The 16,536-nt window shown below is 63.5% G+C and carries 14 protein-coding genes; 1 reads left to right on the top strand and 13 read right to left on the bottom strand.

Going from position 1 to position 16,536, the window contains the following annotated elements; translation table 11 throughout:
- Positions 1 to 38: 38 nt before the first annotated feature.
- The 13 genes from D7325_RS13340 to leuC all read right to left on the bottom strand — a co-directional run bounded on the left by D7325_RS13340 (position 39) and on the right by leuC (position 15,434).
- Positions 39 to 1,250: an O-succinylhomoserine sulfhydrylase gene (locus D7325_RS13340; protein ID WP_120996373.1), complete on the bottom strand. Its 1,212-nt coding sequence runs from the start codon at positions 1,248 to 1,250 to the stop codon at positions 39 to 41.
- A gap of 28 nt (positions 1,251 to 1,278) precedes the next feature.
- The gene (purF, locus tag D7325_RS13335; protein WP_120996371.1) at positions 1,279 to 2,784 is read right to left on the bottom strand and encodes an amidophosphoribosyltransferase; all 1,506 of its coding nucleotides are present in this window, start codon (positions 2,782 to 2,784) and stop codon (positions 1,279 to 1,281) included.
- A 58-nt stretch (positions 2,785 to 2,842) separates the two neighbouring features.
- Positions 2,843 to 3,349: a CvpA family protein gene (locus D7325_RS13330; RefSeq protein WP_120996369.1), complete on the bottom strand. Its 507-nt coding sequence runs from the start codon at positions 3,347 to 3,349 to the stop codon at positions 2,843 to 2,845.
- Between the two features lie 77 nt (positions 3,350 to 3,426).
- The gene (locus D7325_RS13325; RefSeq protein ID WP_120996624.1) at positions 3,427 to 4,020 is read right to left on the bottom strand and encodes an SPOR domain-containing protein; all 594 of its coding nucleotides are present in this window, start codon (positions 4,018 to 4,020) and stop codon (positions 3,427 to 3,429) included.
- Positions 4,021 to 4,082: 62 nt separating this feature from the next.
- On the bottom strand, positions 4,083 to 5,360 hold the full coding sequence (folC, locus tag D7325_RS13320; RefSeq protein WP_120996368.1) for a bifunctional tetrahydrofolate synthase/dihydrofolate synthase: 1,278 nt from the start codon (positions 5,358 to 5,360) through the stop codon (positions 4,083 to 4,085).
- Positions 5,357 to 6,250: an acetyl-CoA carboxylase, carboxyltransferase subunit beta gene (gene accD, locus D7325_RS13315; protein WP_120996366.1), complete on the bottom strand. Its 894-nt coding sequence runs from the start codon at positions 6,248 to 6,250 to the stop codon at positions 5,357 to 5,359. The genes folC and accD overlap by 4 nt, the downstream gene beginning before the upstream one ends.
- 124 nt (positions 6,251 to 6,374) lie before the next feature.
- Entirely contained in the window at positions 6,375 to 6,998 is a 624-nt protein-coding gene (locus tag D7325_RS13310; protein WP_120996364.1) for a phosphoribosylanthranilate isomerase, read from the bottom strand.
- A gap of 79 nt (positions 6,999 to 7,077) precedes the next feature.
- Complete coding sequence (gene truA, locus D7325_RS13305) at positions 7,078 to 7,944, bottom strand: tRNA pseudouridine(38-40) synthase TruA (RefSeq protein ID WP_120996622.1); 867 nt, start codon at positions 7,942 to 7,944, stop codon at positions 7,078 to 7,080.
- 2 nt (positions 7,945 to 7,946) lie between these two features.
- Positions 7,947 to 10,676, bottom strand: a complete 2,730-nt coding sequence (locus D7325_RS13300; RefSeq protein WP_120996362.1) for a motility hub landmark protein FimV — start codon at positions 10,674 to 10,676, stop codon at positions 7,947 to 7,949.
- A gap of 347 nt (positions 10,677 to 11,023) precedes the next feature.
- Positions 11,024 to 12,136, bottom strand: a complete 1,113-nt coding sequence (asd, locus tag D7325_RS13295; protein WP_120996360.1) for an aspartate-semialdehyde dehydrogenase — start codon at positions 12,134 to 12,136, stop codon at positions 11,024 to 11,026.
- Positions 12,137 to 12,185: 49 nt separating this feature from the next.
- Positions 12,186 to 13,268: a 3-isopropylmalate dehydrogenase gene (gene leuB / locus D7325_RS13290; RefSeq protein WP_120996358.1), complete on the bottom strand. Its 1,083-nt coding sequence runs from the start codon at positions 13,266 to 13,268 to the stop codon at positions 12,186 to 12,188.
- Between the two features lie 82 nt (positions 13,269 to 13,350).
- Positions 13,351 to 13,998: a 3-isopropylmalate dehydratase small subunit gene (gene leuD / locus D7325_RS13285; protein ID WP_120996356.1), complete on the bottom strand. Its 648-nt coding sequence runs from the start codon at positions 13,996 to 13,998 to the stop codon at positions 13,351 to 13,353.
- Positions 13,995 to 15,434: a 3-isopropylmalate dehydratase large subunit gene (leuC, locus tag D7325_RS13280; protein WP_120996354.1), complete on the bottom strand. Its 1,440-nt coding sequence runs from the start codon at positions 15,432 to 15,434 to the stop codon at positions 13,995 to 13,997. The genes leuD and leuC overlap by 4 nt, the downstream gene beginning before the upstream one ends.
- A gap of 161 nt (positions 15,435 to 15,595) precedes the next feature.
- Here leuC and D7325_RS13275 point away from each other — a divergent pair, with 161 nt between their 5' ends.
- On the top strand, positions 15,596 to 16,495 hold the full coding sequence (locus D7325_RS13275) for a LysR family transcriptional regulator (RefSeq protein ID WP_120996352.1): 900 nt from the start codon (positions 15,596 to 15,598) through the stop codon (positions 16,493 to 16,495).
- Positions 16,496 to 16,536 lie beyond the last annotated feature (41 nt).

The raw sequence follows: 16,536 nt of genomic DNA, 5'->3' as shown, positions 1-16,536 counted from the left end.
CCGCATGCCGGCCGACATGCGGCTGGCATGCGGGCGAATTACAGACGCGCCAGGCCGCGCGCCAGATCGGTCTTCAGATCCTCGACTTCTTCGAGGCCGACCGCGACCCGGATGAGGCTGTCCGAAATACCCGCCTTGGCGCGCTCTTCCGGGGAAAGCCGACCATGGGTGGTAGTCGCCGGGTGTGTGATGGTCGTCTTGCTGTCGCCCAGGTTTGCAGTGATGGAAATCAGGCGAGTCGCATCGATGAAGCGCCACGCCGCCTCCCGGCCGCCAGCCACTTCGAAGCTCACGACCGCACCGAACCCCGTCTGCTGTTGTCGTGCCAGCGCATGCTGCGGGTGGCTCTCGAGACCGGCGTAATAGACCTTGGCCACACCGGGCTGCGCTTCGAGCCACTCGGCGAGCGCCTGGGCGCTTTGACAATGCGCCTGCATCCGTAGCCGCAGGGTTTCCAGGCCCTTTAGAAAGACCCAGGCATTGAACGGGCTCAGCGTCGGCCCCGCCGTGCGCAGGAAGCCGACAATGTCCTTCATCTGCTCCCGCCGTCCGGCCACGACCCCGCCCAGGCAACGGCCCTGGCCGTCGATGTACTTGGTCGCCGAATGGATCACGATGTCGGCGCCTAGCGTGAGCGGCTTCTGCAGGATCGGTGTGCAGAAGCAATTATCCACCACCAGCAGCGTTCCGTGTGCATGCGCGACGTCGGCGAGCGCGCGGATATCGACGATTTCTGCCAGTGGATTGGACGGCGACTCGACGAACAGCAGCTTTGTGTTCGGCTTGATCGCCGCGTCCCAGCCAGCGATATCGGCCAGCGGAACGTAGTCGACCTCCAGGCCGAAGCGCTTGAAGTACTTGTCGAACAGCGACACGGTGGCGCCGAACACGCTGCGCGATACCAGCACATGGTCACCCGCGCTGCACAGCGTCATCACCGTGGCGAGGATGGCCGCCATGCCGGAGGCCGTCGCCACGGCCTGCTCGGCCTGTTCCAGCACCGCGATCCGCTCTTCGAACGTGCGCACGGTGGGGTTCGTATAGCGGGAATAGACGTTGCCGGGCGTCTCGCCGGCGAACCGTGCGGCGGCCTCTGCCGCAGAGCGATAGACATAGCTCGAGGTCATGAACAGCGGCTCGCCATGCTCCGCTTCAGGCGTCCGGCGCTGCCCGGCGCGCACCGCCAGCGTGTCATCCGCGACGCCGTCCAGATCGCTATCCAGTCGCCCTGCTTCCCACTCTTGCGTCATGTGAAACCTCGCTTCGAACCGCAGCCGGTCAGTTGTTGTAGAGATCGATGATCGCACTCACCGCCTGCAATTTCGCCTTGCTGGCATCGTTACGCGCCTGTTCGATGCGCGACAGGTAGGTCGCATCGATATCGCCGGTGACATAGTTGCCATCGAATACGGCACAGTCGAACTGATCGATCTTCACCTTGCCGCCACCCACGGCGTCGATCAGGTCGGCCAGGTCCTGGTAGACCAGCCAATCGGCGCCGATCAGTTCGGCCACCTCTTCGGTCGTGCGATTGTGCGCGATCAGCTCATGCACGCTGGGCATGTCGATCCCGTAGACATTCGGATAGCGCACGGCTGGCGCGGCCGAGCAGAAGTACACCTTCTTCGCCCCCGCCTCGCGTGCCATCTGGATGATCTGCTTGCAGGTGGTGCCCCGGACGATCGAGTCATCCACCAGCATGACGTTCTTGCCGCGGAACTCCAGATCGATCGCGTTGAGCTTCTGGCGCACGGATTTCTTGCGCGCCGCCTGCCCGGGCATGATGAAGGTGCGTCCGATGTAGCGGTTCTTCACGAAGCCTTCGCGAAACTTCACCCCGAGCCGGTTGGCCAGCTCCAGGGCGGCCGTGCGGCTGGTATCGGGAATCGGGATGACCACGTCGATGTCATGCTCGGGCCGCTCCCGGAGAATCTTGTCGGCGAGCTTTTCGCCCATCCGCAGACGCGCCTTGTAGACCGATACGCCATCCATGATCGAGTCGGAACGCGCGAGATAGACATGCTCGAAGATGCACGGCGCATAGCGTGGGTTGGTCGCGCATTGGCGGGTGAAGAGCTTGCCCTCCTCGGTAATGTAAACGGCTTCGCCCGGCGCCACGTCGCGGATCAGCGTGAAGCCGAGTACATCCAGGGAGACGCTTTCGGACGCGATCATGTACTCGACGCCCTGGTCGGTATGGCGCTGCCCGAAGACGATCGGACGGATAGCGTTGGGGTCACGAAAGCCCACAATGCCGTAGCCGGTGATCATCGCCACGACCGCATAGCCGCCCCGGCAACGCTCGTGCACCTTGGCGACCGCCGCGAAGACGTCTTCCTCGGTCGGCTGCAGCTTGCCTCGTACCGCCAGCTCATGGGCGAAGACGTTGAGCAGCACCTCCGAATCGGAACTGGTGTTCACATGGCGCAGGTCCGACTCGTAAATTTCCTTGGTCAGCTGATCCACATTCGTCAGGTTGCCGTTATGAGCCAGGGTGATGCCGTAGGGCGAGTTGACGTAGAACGGCTGCGCTTCGGCCGAACTGGAGCTGCCAGCGGTGGGGTAGCGGATGTGGCCGATCCCCATGTTGCCGACCAGGCGCTGCATATGTCGCTGCTGGAAGACGTCGCGCACCAGGCCGTTATCCTTGCGCAGGAACAGGTGGCCATCATGGCTGGTGACGATACCGGCGGCGTCTTGCCCTCGGTGCTGGAGCACGGTCAGGGCGTCGTACAGCGCCTGATTGACGTTCGACCTACCGACGATTCCGACGATCCCACACATGAGAAACAACCTCGCAACGTTCAGGCAATGGACGGCTTATGGGCCGTCCGATGGGAATCTAGGCACCGACCGGGGCATCTGCCCAGTTGCTGCCGACACTCAGGATGAGGTTCTTCGACCAGTCCGCAACCATCAGGAAATGCGGAATCAGGGCTGATTCTCGCCACCAGGGGTCACTCTGTACGGGCGCCAGGCTCAGCAGGCCTACTAAAACCACGACCAGCAATCCGCCCCGAGCCGCTCCGAAGACCATGCCAAGAAAGCGGTCCGTGCCCGAAAGGCCAGTCACGCGAATCAGCTCGCCAATCAGGAAGTTCACCAGCGCGCCGACCAGCAGCGTGACCACGAACAGGATGGCGCAGGCGGCAATGACCTGGATCGACGGTGTACTGATGTAGGGCGCCAGATAATGGGACAGCGCTCCGCCGAACATCCAGGCGACAACCCCGGCGACAACCCATGTGACCAGCGACAGGGCCTCCTTGACGAACCCCCGCTTGAGACTGATCAGGCTGGAAACCGCAACGATGCCAACGATGGTCCAATCGACCCAGGAAAGTTCCACTACGGAGCCTGCGCAAAAGAAAGGCGGCGGATTTTAGCAGAACCCCGATGGGGGGTTAAGGTCGCCCGGTCTGCGCCTTAGCGGCTTTCAGGCTTGAACTTGACGACGAAACCGTCGAGCTTTTGCTGGCGATGAAGCTGATCGCGCAACTGGTTCGCCTGATCGCGCTCGATCAGCGGGCCGACGAACACGCGGTTCATGCCGTCCACGCTGCGAACGTAGGCGTTATAACCCTGCTTGCGCAGCTTGGCCTGGAGCGCATCGGCGCTCGCCCGGTTGGAGAGGCTTGCCAGTTGCACGGACCAGCTTTCCGGCAGGTCATTGGCATCCAACCCCGGTTCGGATCGCTCCACCGGCTGAGGCTCTGCCGGCATCGGTTCGATCGGCTTGGACGGCACCACGGGCACATCCCCCGGCGTTTCAACCTCGTCTTGTGTGTCAGGCTGCGATGGTACGGCGGGCGAATCCGGAACCGCGGCCAGGGTTTCGGCCTGCGTCTCGGTCGGCGGGGTCGGGCTGACATCCGGCGTCGGCTCGGGGACGGCTACCGACTCCAACTCGATCCGCGGTGCAGCTGGCATCTCCGGCATCGGCGGCGCATCGACGCGAACGTGCCGAAGCTCGTCTTCACGGTTGAACAGCATCGGCAGGAAAATCACCGCCAACGCCATCAGCACGAGCGCTCCTACGATTCGCTGCCTCAATCCTTTCTCCACCACCGGCGCCCCCCGCCCTATGTCAACCGCTGCATCCAGTCGAGCCCTTCGGCTACGCAATAGAACGAGCCGAACACTAGCAACTCGTCGTCTTCAGTAGCCTGCTCGCATTGCTGCTCGAGAGCCTGCCCGACACTGCCGCATGTCGCGACCAAAGCCCCACGCTGTGCGAGCGCCTCCTGCAGCTGCTCGGATGAGCGTGTCCGGGGCGTTGGCAGCGGCGCCACCACCCACGCATCGACGTGGTCGAGCAGCGCATCGAGAATACCAGACAGATCCTTGTCGGCCAGCAGGCCGAACACCCCCAGCCGGCGACCGCTGACCGGCCGCCGGGTCAACTCACGAGCCAAAAACTCGGCCGCATGGGGGTTGTGGCCGACGTCGAGCAGTACTTGGAGACGCTTGCCCCGCCATGTGACGACGCGGCGATCGAGGCGACCGGTCATGCGCGCCGCACTCAGCGCGGCGTTCGCCGGGATCGCGCCGATATCGAAGCCAAGCGAAAAGAACGCCTGCAATGCCAAGGCGGCGTTTTCGACCGGCAGCGAGGGCAGCCTCAGGCCGGCCAGTTCGACAGCCGCCCCTTGAGCATCCAGCCCACGCCAGTGCCATGTGTCCTGGGATACGCAACAATCGAAATCCGCCCCGCGCTGCAACAGGGCGGCACCCACCTCGCAAGCGGCGTCGACGAGCGTAGCGGGCGGCATTCGATCCCCGCAGATTGCCGGTCGACCCGGGCGAAAGATACCGGCTTTCTCGCGCGCGACGCTCTCACGGGTATCGCCAAGCCACTCGGCGTGATCGAGGCCAATATTGGTGACGACGGCAACCTCCGCGTCGATCAGGTTCACCGCATCGAGGCGTCCGCCAAGTCCCACCTCCAGGACGGCGACGTCGAGCGCTGCGCGTTCGAACAGCCAGAACGCCGCAAGCGTCCCCATCTCGAAATAGGTGAGCGATACCTCGCCACGGGCACGCTCGACCGCCTCGAACGCCTGGCACAACGCGTCGTCGCTTACCGGCTGCCCATCGATGACGACGCGCTCGTTGTAACGCAGCAGATGCGGCGAGCTGTACACGCCGACCTTAAGGCCTTGACTCGTCAGCAGCGCCGCTAGAAAGGAGCAGGTAGAACCCTTGCCGTTGGTGCCGGTGACCGTTACGACGCGCGGCGCGGGCCGAGACGCGCCAAGTCGCTCGGCGACAAGGCGCACACGGTCCAGCCCCATGTCGATCGCTACTGGATGCAAACGCTCCAGGTACGTCAGCCAGGCATCCAGGCTTCGGGCGGTCATGCGCTGGCAGCCACCCGAGGCACGTCCGCAGGCGACGGACGATGCTGCAGCTGGGCCAGCAAACGAGCCAGACGCGGGCGAAGCTCAGTACGCGGAACGATCAGGTCTATCGCCCCGTGATCCAGCAGGAATTCGCTGCGCTGGAAGCCCTCGGGAAGTTTTTCCCGAACGGTCTGCTCGATCACCCGCGGCCCGGCAAATCCGATCAGCGCCTTCGGCTCGGCAACGATCACATCGCCCAGCATCGCCAGGCTTGCGGACACCCCGCCATAGACCGGATCGGTCAATACGGAAATGAACGGCAGGCCTTCTTCACGCAGGCGCGCCAGCACGGCCGATGTCTTGGCCATTTGCATCAGGGAAATCAGGGCTTCCTGCATCCGCGCCCCACCGGATGCGGCGAAACACACCAGCGGGCAACGCAGTTCCAGCGCCACATTGGCCGCCTGGACGAAACGCTCGCCGACGATCGCGCCCATCGAGCCGCCCATGAAGGAGAACTCGAACGCACAGGCCACCACGGGCGAGTCCATCAGCGTGCCGCGCATGGCGATCAACGCGTCCTTCTCGCCCGTCTGCTTCTGCGCGCCAGCCAGACGGTCCTTGTAGCGCTTGCTGTCCTTGAATTTCAGTCGGTCGACCGGCTCCAGCTCGGCACCGATTTCCTCGCGACCGTTCTCGTCGAGGAAGATGTCGAGACGAGTACGCGCGTCGATGCGCATGTGATGCCCGCACTTGGGGCAAACATCGAGCGTCTTCTCGAGCTCCGGCCGGTACAGCACCGCCTCGCATGCCGGACACTTGTGCCAAAGACCCTCGGGCACGGAACTCTTCTTCACCTCCGATCGCATGATCGAAGGAATGAGCTTGTCGACCAGCCAGTTACTCATGGTTCGTTCTCCACAATGAATAGGGTACGGACCCCGCGGGTGATCGCGTGCAGCCCTGAAACCGGCACCGACCCAGGCAGGCCAGTGGTTATAAAGCTACTGGACGGCGTTCGCCTTGTGGCCGTCACACGGCGGCCCTCACCTTGCATACGAACGCACGCACGCGTTCATGATCCTTGACGCCCTTGCTCGACTCGACGCCGCCGCTGACGTCGACGGCGTAGGGTCGGGCCGTCTCGATCGCCATCGAGACGTTATCCACGGTCAAGCCACCAGCCAGGATGATCGGCTTATCGAACTCGTCGGGAATTAGCGACCAATCGAACACTTCGCCTGTACCACCCGGCACACCGGCCACGTAGGTATCCAGCAGGATGGCGGCAGCGCCCGGATAGGCCCGTGACTGCGCATGAATGTCATCACCGGGCTTCACGCGAAGCGCCTTGTACCAGGGTCGTCCATGCCCTGCACATGCCTCGGCCGGCTCATCGCCATGAAATTGCAGAACGTCGAGAGGGACCGCGTCGAGTATCTCGCCCAGCTCGCAGCGGCTCATGTTGACGAACAGACCTGCCACCGACACGAACGGCGGCAGCGCCTGCACGATCGCGCGCGCGGTCGCAATGTTCACGGCCCGCGGGCTGCGTTCGTAAAACACCAGGCCGATGGCGTCTGCACCGGCTTCGGCGGCAACCAGGGCGTCCTCGACCCGGGTGATTCCACAGATCTTGCTACGTACGATGCTCACGGTTCACCGCTCGGAAAAGCCCGGATGGTAACAAAGACGGCAATAGTGCAGCAGTTGCAGCCATCAAATCCCGGATGCGCTACCGCGCCTTACCGACATCGGGCAATCCGGAAAGGAAATGCGGACCGAGGTAGCGCTCCGGCAGGGCGAACTCGGACGGATACTCCACCTGGACGAGGTAAAGGCCGAACGGATGGGCGGTGACGCCACCGGCCGCCCGACGCCGCGCCGCCAATACCTCTTTCGCCCAATTCACGGGCCGTTCGCCGGCCCCGATCGTCATCAGCACGCCAGCAATATTGCGCACCATGTGATGCAGAAAGGCACTGGCGCGCACATCGATGACCATGAATCGTCCCGATTGCAGTATCTCGAGGTGATGAATGGTCTTGATCGGCGACTTAGCCTGGCACTGTCGGGCCCGGAAGGAGCTGAAATCATGGGTTCCCACCAATGGGCGGGCCGCATCGCGCATCCGCTCGATATCCAGCGGTCGATGGTTCCAGGTTACCTGATCGGACATGTGCGCCGGGCGGATGGGATCGTTGTAGATCACATAGCGATAACGTCGGGAAACCGCGCCGAAGCGGGCGTCGAACGTAGGCGGCATAAGCTGCGCCCAGGTGATGCTGACGTCGGGCGGAAGATTGGCGTTGCCGCCCATGACCCAGGCGAAGGGCGTGCGCTCGACCGTTGTGTCGAAATGAATGACCTGCCCGCTGGCGTGGACTTTCGCATCGGTGCGCCCCGCGCAGGAGATTGTCAGTGCCTCGCCTCCGGCCACGCGCGAAAGCGCTTTTTCCAGCGACTCCTGAACCGAGGGGATGCCACCACGCTGGCGTTGGAAGCCGTGAAACCGGCTGCCCTGATATTCCACGCCCATCGCGACCCTGAAAACGCCAGCGGCAGCCTCTCCGGCTGCCGCTCGTTCAACTGACTGAAGCATCATCAACCAAGTCGGGCAAGCATCTCGCGGGCTTCCTGCTGCTGCAGGTCGCTACCTTCACTCATGACTTCGTCAAGGATGTCCCTCGCCCCGTCGGCATCGCCCATGTCGATATAGGCCCTGGCGAGATCCAGCTTCGTCGCGGTTTCATCGGCATCGCTCAAGAAATCGAATTCTTCGTCCAGCGCATCGCCGGAACCGCCCGAGACTTCATTGACCGGCTCAGCCGATTCGGCGAGACGATCCGACAAATCATCGAGCTCCGCGCTCACGGCATCGAGTTCGTTGGCCAATTCGGCCGGCGCGTAGGGTTCAGCCGGTGCTTCATCGATCGCCAGATCGAAATCATCCGGCAGCTGGGTATCGAACGCTGAACTGGTAGCGGGGGTATCGAGCTGATCAGTGGAATCAACCTGCTCGGCGATCGTGGCCTCCTGCTGGTCAAGGTCGGACAGTTCGAAATCGAAGTCGGCAAGCGGGTCCTGTTCGACCAGTGGCTGTTCGTCCAGGTTGAGATCCAGCTCCGAATCGGACGCAGGCGCCAGCGTCGCCTCGTCCAGCGCCAGCAAGTCATCGCTGAGGTCGTACTGGTTGTCGAAACTTGCATCCGGGCTGGCTGGTCCGTCAGTCAGTTCCCCTGCCTTCGGCTCAAGCGGTTCGTTATCGAGCGCATCGAACTCCAGCGCCAGGTCATCGAGCGTCACTTCATCATCCGCGGCAGGTGACGCATCACGGACCGGATCATCCAATTCGAGATCGAGATCGTCGAGGTTCAGCTCATCCGAGTCCGTTGAAGACATGGCCGCATAGCTGGCGGCGCCAGCGCCTGCGAGCCCTGCTCCAGCAACGGCGGGCACCATCGACGGAAACTTGGCCTTGAGACGGTCGATCTCGGCGTTCGCACCGCCAATTTCGCGCAGCTCCGCTTCCTGGCGCGCAAAACCCTGGCGATCACCGAGCTCGGCGTAGACTTCCATGAGCTTCAGGCGGATATCGGTCCGCTGCGGCTCGTCGTTCGCAGCAGACTGAAGCAGATCGGCTGCCTGGTTGAAACGGCCGTAGGCGATGTAGATATCCGATTCGGCGATGACATCGTGGGGCTTGGCCGTCTCCAGCGGCGCGTGCTGGATACCTTCCTCCGGCTCCGCCAGGTCATGCGTGAATGCCTGGCTCTGGCCGAGGCCGAAGGTATCGGAATGCTCGCTCGCGAGACTTTCTTGAAGCTCCGCTTCCCTGGCCGCGTTCCGCCGGGACAGTGCCATCAGACCGATCAGCACGAGAAGCAGCGCGCCGCCACCAACCAAGCCGAGGGTCACCGGATCTTCCAGCAGGCCTTCGATCAGCCCTTCCTCCGGCGTTTCGGCGACCGGAACCGGCGCCACAGCCGGCTGCGTTGGCTCAGGTTGCGCGGCCGGTGCTGCGGGCGCCGGGCTGGCGGTTGCGGGTTCGGGCTGACCCGCCTCACCCTGGTCAGGCGAAGGTGCCGAAGCAGAGGGCGCGACCGGAGCCTCGATGGATTCGGGAGCGACCGCCTCCTCGCTCGGCGCCTCGCTGGAGACAGGCGCGCCATCCAGTGGCTGCCCTTGCGCAGACGTGCTCGCTTGCGAGGCATCGGTCGCCAGTTGTGCCTGCAACTTGGCTAGTTGATCGTCCTTGAGCGCCATCAGTCGCTGTAGGTTATCGAGCTGGCTTTGCAGGTCACCGAGGCGATCCTTGAGCTCGGCATTCTCGCGACGGCTCGAATCCAGGCTTTCCTGGGTGACCGCCAGTTTGTCGGCCAGCGCCTTGCTGTCGCCCGCCGCGCCTCGGTCGCTACCGGCGGTTGCCTCGCCGCGCGTCGGCGCGACCAGGCGGAGGTTATCGCCGGTTTCGACCTGGCTCGGCGAGGCGCCAGCCTCGGTACGACGAGTCGCATCGACCTGCCTGTTGCCGGCCGGAGCCGGGTCACCAGCCTGGCGCCAGGCTGCATTCTGCTGCGCGACCTGGGCGATGGCCTCGGCCTGCGAACGTTGGCCAATCTGCGCCTCGTTAGGCAGACGCAAAACCTGCCCGCTCAGCATGCGGTTGATGTTGCCACCGATGAAGGCGTTGGGATTGAGGTCCTGGATCGCCAACATCGTCTGGTGAACGGTGCCACCCTGCCGATGCTGCTCGGCGATTTCCCACAGCGTATCGCTCGCGGTGGTTCGGTATTCACCCGCACCAGCCGCAGGGCCCGATGCCGGAATTGCAGGACGCTGTACGGCCTCGGCTCGCTGCCGGGCGACCGGCTGGGTCGCTTGGGGTGTGATCGGCAATTGCGGTGCGACGGCCGCGGCCGTCTCCGGCGAATAAAGCGGCGGGTCGAGCAGCAACGTGTATTCACGCAGCAGGCGGCCATTAGGCCAGAGCACTTCCACCAGGAAGTTCAAATAAGGTTCGCGAACCGGCTTGCTTGAAGTAATTCGAATGACGTTCTTTCCGTCCGGCCGCAATACCGGCGTGAACTTGAGATCAGTCAGAAAATACAAACGATCCACGCCAGCCTTGTTGAAGGCTTCGACACTGGCAAGCGACGGCACCACTTCCCCTGGTCCGAGGGACTTGGCGTCCAGCAATTCGATTTCCGCCACCAGTGGTTGATTCAGCGACGACTTGAGGCTGACTTCACCGAGCCCTAGCGCATACGCCATTTCGGTGGTCAGTGCGGTCGCCGCCGCGATTGCCAACACCAGATTACGAACCCGAACCATAGTGGAATCCTTGTCTCTATCTCTCGAACTTCGAGGTTAATTCACTGCCCGCGCCCGACTTGCGGTTCCCCGTCAGCGATCCAGCAACACGTCTCGTATCTAGAATAGTTCTGCAAATTGCGGGCAAGTATCTTTGACAGATAGGGTTTTATCAACAACGCGCCCGACCGCGTGGTCGCTCATAGCCGGGCCTTTTTCGCGTTATCAGACGCAATCCACAATTCAACCGGGAACTTCAAGGCGGCAAACAGCAGGGTCATCGCTCAGCATTGCTGGCCGCAAAGTGCCTATCAGGTGCCCAGATACGACAACGCCACCTTCCGGTGGCGCGGTCTCGCATCTTCGGATCAGCGCTCGAGCAGGATCCGCAGCATCCGCCGTAGCGGTTCGGCCGCACCCCACAGCAACTGGTCGCCTACGGTGAACGCACCCAGATAATGCGACCCCATGTTCAGCTTGCGCAGCCGACCGACCGGGACGGAGAGGGTCCCGGTGACCGCAGTCGGCGTCAGCTCATGCATGCTGTTTTCGCGATGGTTGGGCACCAGCTTCACCCAGGGGTTGTGCTGGCTGATCAGCCCTTCGATATCGGAAATCGGGACATCCTTGTTGAGCTTGATGGTCAGCGCCTGGCTGTGGCACCGCATCGCACCGATTCGTACGCAAATGCCATCGACGGGAATCGGGCTCTTGAAGCGGCCGAGTATCTTGTTGGTCTCGGCCTGGGCTTTCCATTCCTCGCGGCTCTGTCCATTCGGCAATTCCTTGTCGATGTACGGAATGAGACTGCCGGCCAGCGGCACCCCGAAATGGTCGACAGGAAAGTCGCCGCTACGCTGCGTCTCGGCGACCTTGCGATCGATATCGAGGATGGCGCTGGCCGGGTTGGCCAGCTCGTCGGCGACGGCCGACTCGATGGTGCCCATCTGACGAATGAGCTCGCGCATGTTCTGCGCCCCGGCGCCGGACGCCGCCTGGTAGGTCATGGCGCTCATCCACTCGACGAGCCCAGCCTCGAACAGACCGCCAAGCCCCATGAGCATCAGGCTGACCGTGCAGTTGCCACCGATGTAGTTCTTCGTTCCCGCCTCGAGCTGCTGATCGATCACGCGACGGTTGACCGGATCGAGGACGATGACGGCGTCGTCCTGCATACGCAGTGCCGAGGCGGCATCGATCCAATACCCGTTCCAACCCGCTTCGCGCAGCTTGGGGAACACATCGTTGGTGTAGTCGCCGCCCTGGCAGGTCAGGATCACATCCAGGCCTTTCAGCTCGTCGATGCTGTAGGCATCCTTCAGCGGCGCGATGTCCTTACCGATGTCCGGGCCCTGCCCGCCAACATTTGACGTGGTGAAAAACACCGGCTCGATCAGGTCGAAGTCCCGCTCTTCCAGCATGCGCTGCATGAGCACGGAACCGACCATGCCCCGCCAACCGATCAGACCTACACGTTTCATCTGCAACTACACCTATATTGAGTGGCCCGCCGCGAGACGGGCCGAAAGATTACAACGCCGAGAGCGCGGCGACTACCGCATCACCCATGCCCTGCGTACCGACCCGCGTGCAACCGGGCGCTGCGATGTCGCCGGTGCGCAGCCCCTGGTCGAGCACCTGGCTGACCGCCTGTTCGATCGCGCCGGCGGCAGCCGCCTGTTCGAAGCTGTAACGCAGCATCATCGCCACCGAGAGGATGGTCGCGAGCGGATTGGCGACCCCCTGGCCTGCAATGTCAGGCGCCGAACCGTGACAAGGTTCGTACATGCCCTTGTTGTTCGCATCGAGCGACGCCGAAGGCAGCATGCCGATGGAGCCGGTCAGCATGGAAGCCTGATCCGACAGGATGTCCCCGAACATGTTGTCCGTCACGATCACATCGAACTGCTTGGGTGCGCGTACCAGCTGCATGGCCGCGTTGTCGACGTACATGTGGCTCAGCTCGACCTCGGGATAATCCCTGGCCACCTCCTCCACCACTTCCCGCCACAGCTGGCTGGAAGCCAGCACGTTGGCCTTGTCGACCGAGCAGAGCTTGCGGTTGCGCACCCTGGCCATGTCGAAGCCCACGCGCGCGATCCGGCGGATTTCGCCCTCGCTGTAGGGCAAGGTATCGAACGCCTGACGTTCGCCGTTATCCAGCTGCCGCTGGCCGCGCGGGGCACCGAAATAGATGCCGCCCGTCAGCTCGCGAACGATGAGGATGTCCAGCCCCGACACGACCTCGGGCTTGAGCGTCGAGGCGCTGGCCAGTTGCGGATAGAGCGTCGCCGGACGCAAGTTGGCAAACAGCCCCAGCGCCGAGCGGATCTTCAGCAAGCCGCGTTCCGGGCGGATGTCCCGTTCGATCTTGTCCCACTTCGGGCCGCCGACCGCACCGAGCAGCACGGCATCGGCCGCCTGCGCCCGCGCGAGCGTCTCGTCCGCCAGCGGCACGCCGTGCCGGTCGATCGCGGCGCCACCGATCACGTCTTCGGTCAGCTCGAAGCCCAGCCGGAACTTGTCATTGGCCAGCCGCAGCACCTTGACCGCCTCGGCCATGATTTCCGGCCCGATGCCATCGCCCGGAAGAATCAGAATCTGTTTGGACATAGTCTTTCCTTCGAAAAAGCTTGCTCAAAGCCGAACGCTGCAGCCGGGTGCTGATACCTGCGGCTTGCAGCTCCAGCTCATGTCATTTGATCGCGCCGAACAACCACGGCTGGGCATCGCGGTGCCGCGCCTCGAACGCCCTGATCGCGTCAGCGTCCTGCAGGGTCAGGCCGATGTCATCGAGGCCATTGAGCAAGCAGTGCTTGCGGAAGGCATCGACCTCGAAGCGGTACTGCACCCCGTCCGGGCGCGTCACGGCTTGCGCCGCGAGGTCGACGGTCAGCCGGTATCCCTCGGTGGCCTCGGCCTGGCGAAACAGTTCATCGACCTCCTGCTCGTCCAACACGATCGGCAAGAGGCCGTTCTTGAAGCTGTTGTTATAGAAGATGTCGGCGTAGCTCGGCGCGATGATGGCGCGAAAGCCGTACTCTTCCAGCGCCCACGGCGCGTGCTCGCGGGACGATCCACAGCCGAAATTCTCCCGTGCGAGCAGGACGCTGGCGCCCTGGTAGCGCGGGAAGTTGAGCACGAACTCCGGATTGATCGGCCGCTTGGTGTTGTCCTGGTTCGGTTGCCCGACGTCCAGGTAGCGCCACTCGTCGAACAGGTTGGGACCGAAACCGGTCCGCTTGATCGACTTGAGAAACTGCTTGGGAATGATCTGGTCGGTGTCGACGTTGGCGCGATCGAGCGGGCAGACCAAGCCGGTGTGCTGGGTAAAGGCTCTCATTGCTGCGCACCTCCGCTGAGCAATTCGCGAACATCGATGAAGTGACCGGTCACCGCGGCCGCCGCGGCCATCGCCGGACTGACCAGATGGGTGCGACCGCCCGCCCCCTGGCGGCCCTCGAAATTGCGGTTGGACGTCGAGGCGCAGTGCTCGCCGCTGCCAAGCTTGTCGGGGTTCATCGCCAGGCACATGGAGCAACCCGGCTCGCGCCATTCGAAGCCCGCCTCGATGAAGATGCGGTCCAGCCCTTCGGCCTCGGCCTGCTGCTTCACCAGGCCGGACCCCGGCACCACCATCGCCTGCTTGATCGTCGCGGCGACCTTGCGCCCTTTGGCGACCTCGGCCGCAGCACGCAGGTCTTCGATGCGGGAGTTGGTGCAGGAACCGATGAACACGCGATCCAGTGTGATCTGCGTGATCGGCTGGTTGGCCTGCAAGCCCATGTATTTCAGCGCCCGCTCGATGGAGCCGCGCTTGACCGGATCGGCTTCGACGGCCGGATCAGGAACGCACTGATCGACCGCCAGCACCATTTCCGGCGAGGTTCCCCAGCTGACCTGCGGCTTGATGTCCTCGGCGCGCAATTCCACCACGGTGTCGAACACCGCATCGGCGTCGGAAACCAGCGATTTCCAGAGCGAGACGGCGTTGTCCCAGTCCGCACCCTTGGGCGCGAACGGACGGCCTTCCACATAGGCGATGGTCTTGTCGTCGACCGCCACCATACCGACGCGGGCGCCCGCCTCGATGGCCATGTTGCAGAGGGTCATGCGGCCTTCCATCGACAGGTCGCGGATGGCGCTGCCGGCGAATTCCAGCGCATGGCCATTGCCACCCGCGGTGCCGATCTTGCCGATCACCGCGAGCACGATGTCCTTGGCCGTGACGCCGGCCGGCAACCGGCCTTCGACCCGGACCTGCATGTTCTTCATCTTTTTGGCGACCAGGCACTGCGTCGCGAGCACATGCTCCACCTCGGACGTACCGATGCCATGCGCCAGCGCACCGAAGGCGCCGTGCGTGGAGGTGTGCGAGTCACCGCAGACGACCGTCATGCCCGGCAGGGTCGCGCCCTGCTCCGGGCCGATGACATGGACGATACCCTGGCGGATGTCGTTCATCTTGAATTCGAGAATGCCGAAGTCATCGCAATTCTCGTCCAGGGTCTGCACTTGCAGACGCGAGACTTCATCGGCGATCTGCTCGATGCCGCCCTGGCGCTCGCTCGCGGTGGTCGGCACGTTGTGATCGGGCGTCGCGATGTTGGCGTCGATGCGCCAAGGCTTGCGGCCCGCCAGGCGCAGACCTTCGAAAGCCTGCGGCGAGGTCACCTCGTGAAGAATGTGGCGATCGATGTAGATGAGCGAGGAGCCGTCGTCTCGGCGCTTCACTTCATGCATGTCCCAGAGTTTGTCGTACAGCGTCTTGCCAGCCATCGGACTGTCCTCATCAGTGCTCCGCAAGGGTCGATAGCCCTTGCGGTTATGGGGTCATGCTAGGGGTGGTGACCTGATTACTCAAATTCATATTTTTCATCCAGCCCATTCCACGATGGAATCCGTTACGCTGGTTTCAACCGACCGCCGAAGGAGCGCACGTGGATCTCGCCAGCCTGAATGCCTTCATCGCCATCGCCGAATCCGGCGGCTTCTCGATTGCCGCCGAGCGCCTGCATCTGACGCAGCCGGCGGTGAGCAAGCGCATCGCCGCGCTCGAGCAGCAGCTCGGCGTGCGCCTGTTCGATCGGCTGGGCCGCGAGATCGGCCTGACCGAAGCGGGCCGCGCCCTGTTGCCACGCGCCTACCGGATCCTCAACGAACTGGACGATACCCGCCGCGCGCTGAGCAACCTGAGCGGCGAAGTGAGCGGTCGGCTCAGCCTGGCGACCAGCCACCACATCGGCCTTCACCGGTTGCCGCCGTTGCTGCGGACCTTCACGCGTGCGCATCCGCAGGTGAACCTCGACATCCGCTTCCTCGACTCGGAGGTCGCCTATGACGAAGTCCTGCACGGTCGCGCGGAGCTGGCGGTGATCACCCTGGCGCCCGAGACGGCGATGCCGGTGCGCGCGGTTCAGGTGTGGGACGACCCGCTGGCCTTCGTCACCGCGCCGGAACATCCGCTGGCCTGCAACGGCCAGGTCCGCCTGAGCGACGTCGCGGGTTATCCCGCCGTGTTTCCCGGCGGCAATACCTTCACCCACCACATCGTGCGCCGACTGTTCGAGCGCGAAGGGCTCAATGCCAACATCGCCATGAGCACCAACTACATGGAAACCATCAAGATGATGGTCTCCATCGGCATCGCCTGGAGCGTGCTGCCACGCACGATGCTCGACGAACAGGTGGTCGCGCTGCCGCTGCCGGGCGCCCGGCTGAGCCGCTCGCTCGGCTACATCGTCCATACCGAGCGATCGCTGTCGAATGCTGCGCAGGCCTTCATGGCGTTGCTCGACCAGGCGCGCGATCCCTTGCATGGCACGCCGCCGACTGGCTAACGTGGCCGCCATAACAAACCGAGTCGTAGGCTGAACACGAT

This window comes from Stutzerimonas urumqiensis (genome assembly GCF_003640395.1).
Lineage (GTDB): Bacteria > Pseudomonadota > Gammaproteobacteria > Pseudomonadales > Pseudomonadaceae > Stutzerimonas > Stutzerimonas urumqiensis.
Note: the sequence above shows the minus strand (reverse complement) of the source record. Positions and strands in the feature narration are given on the sequence as shown.

Excerpts from the sequence above, each read along its gene's own strand:
- D7325_RS13340 (WP_120996373.1), bottom strand. The coding sequence starts at position 1,250 with ATGACGCAAGAGTGGGAAGCAGGGCGACTGGATAGCGATCTGGACGGC.
- purF (WP_120996371.1), bottom strand. The coding sequence starts at position 2,784 with ATGTGTGGGATCGTCGGAATCGTCGGTAGGTCGAACGTCAATCAGGCG.
- D7325_RS13325 (WP_120996624.1), bottom strand. The coding sequence starts at position 4,020 with ATGGCGTTGGCGGTGATTTTCCTGCCGATGCTGTTCAACCGTGAAGAC.
- folC (WP_120996368.1), bottom strand. The coding sequence starts at position 5,360 with ATGACCGCCCGAAGCCTGGATGCCTGGCTGACGTACCTGGAGCGTTTG.
- accD (WP_120996366.1), bottom strand. The coding sequence starts at position 6,250 with ATGAGTAACTGGCTGGTCGACAAGCTCATTCCTTCGATCATGCGATCG.
- truA (WP_120996622.1), bottom strand. The coding sequence starts at position 7,944 with ATGCTTCAGTCAGTTGAACGAGCGGCAGCCGGAGAGGCTGCCGCTGGC.
- D7325_RS13300 (WP_120996362.1), bottom strand. The coding sequence starts at position 10,676 with ATGGTTCGGGTTCGTAATCTGGTGTTGGCAATCGCGGCGGCGACCGCA.
- asd (WP_120996360.1), bottom strand. The coding sequence starts at position 12,136 with ATGAAACGTGTAGGTCTGATCGGTTGGCGGGGCATGGTCGGTTCCGTG.
- leuB (WP_120996358.1), bottom strand. The coding sequence starts at position 13,268 with ATGTCCAAACAGATTCTGATTCTTCCGGGCGATGGCATCGGGCCGGAA.
- leuD (WP_120996356.1), bottom strand. The coding sequence starts at position 13,998 with ATGAGAGCCTTTACCCAGCACACCGGCTTGGTCTGCCCGCTCGATCGC.
- leuC (WP_120996354.1), bottom strand. The coding sequence starts at position 15,434 with ATGGCTGGCAAGACGCTGTACGACAAACTCTGGGACATGCATGAAGTG.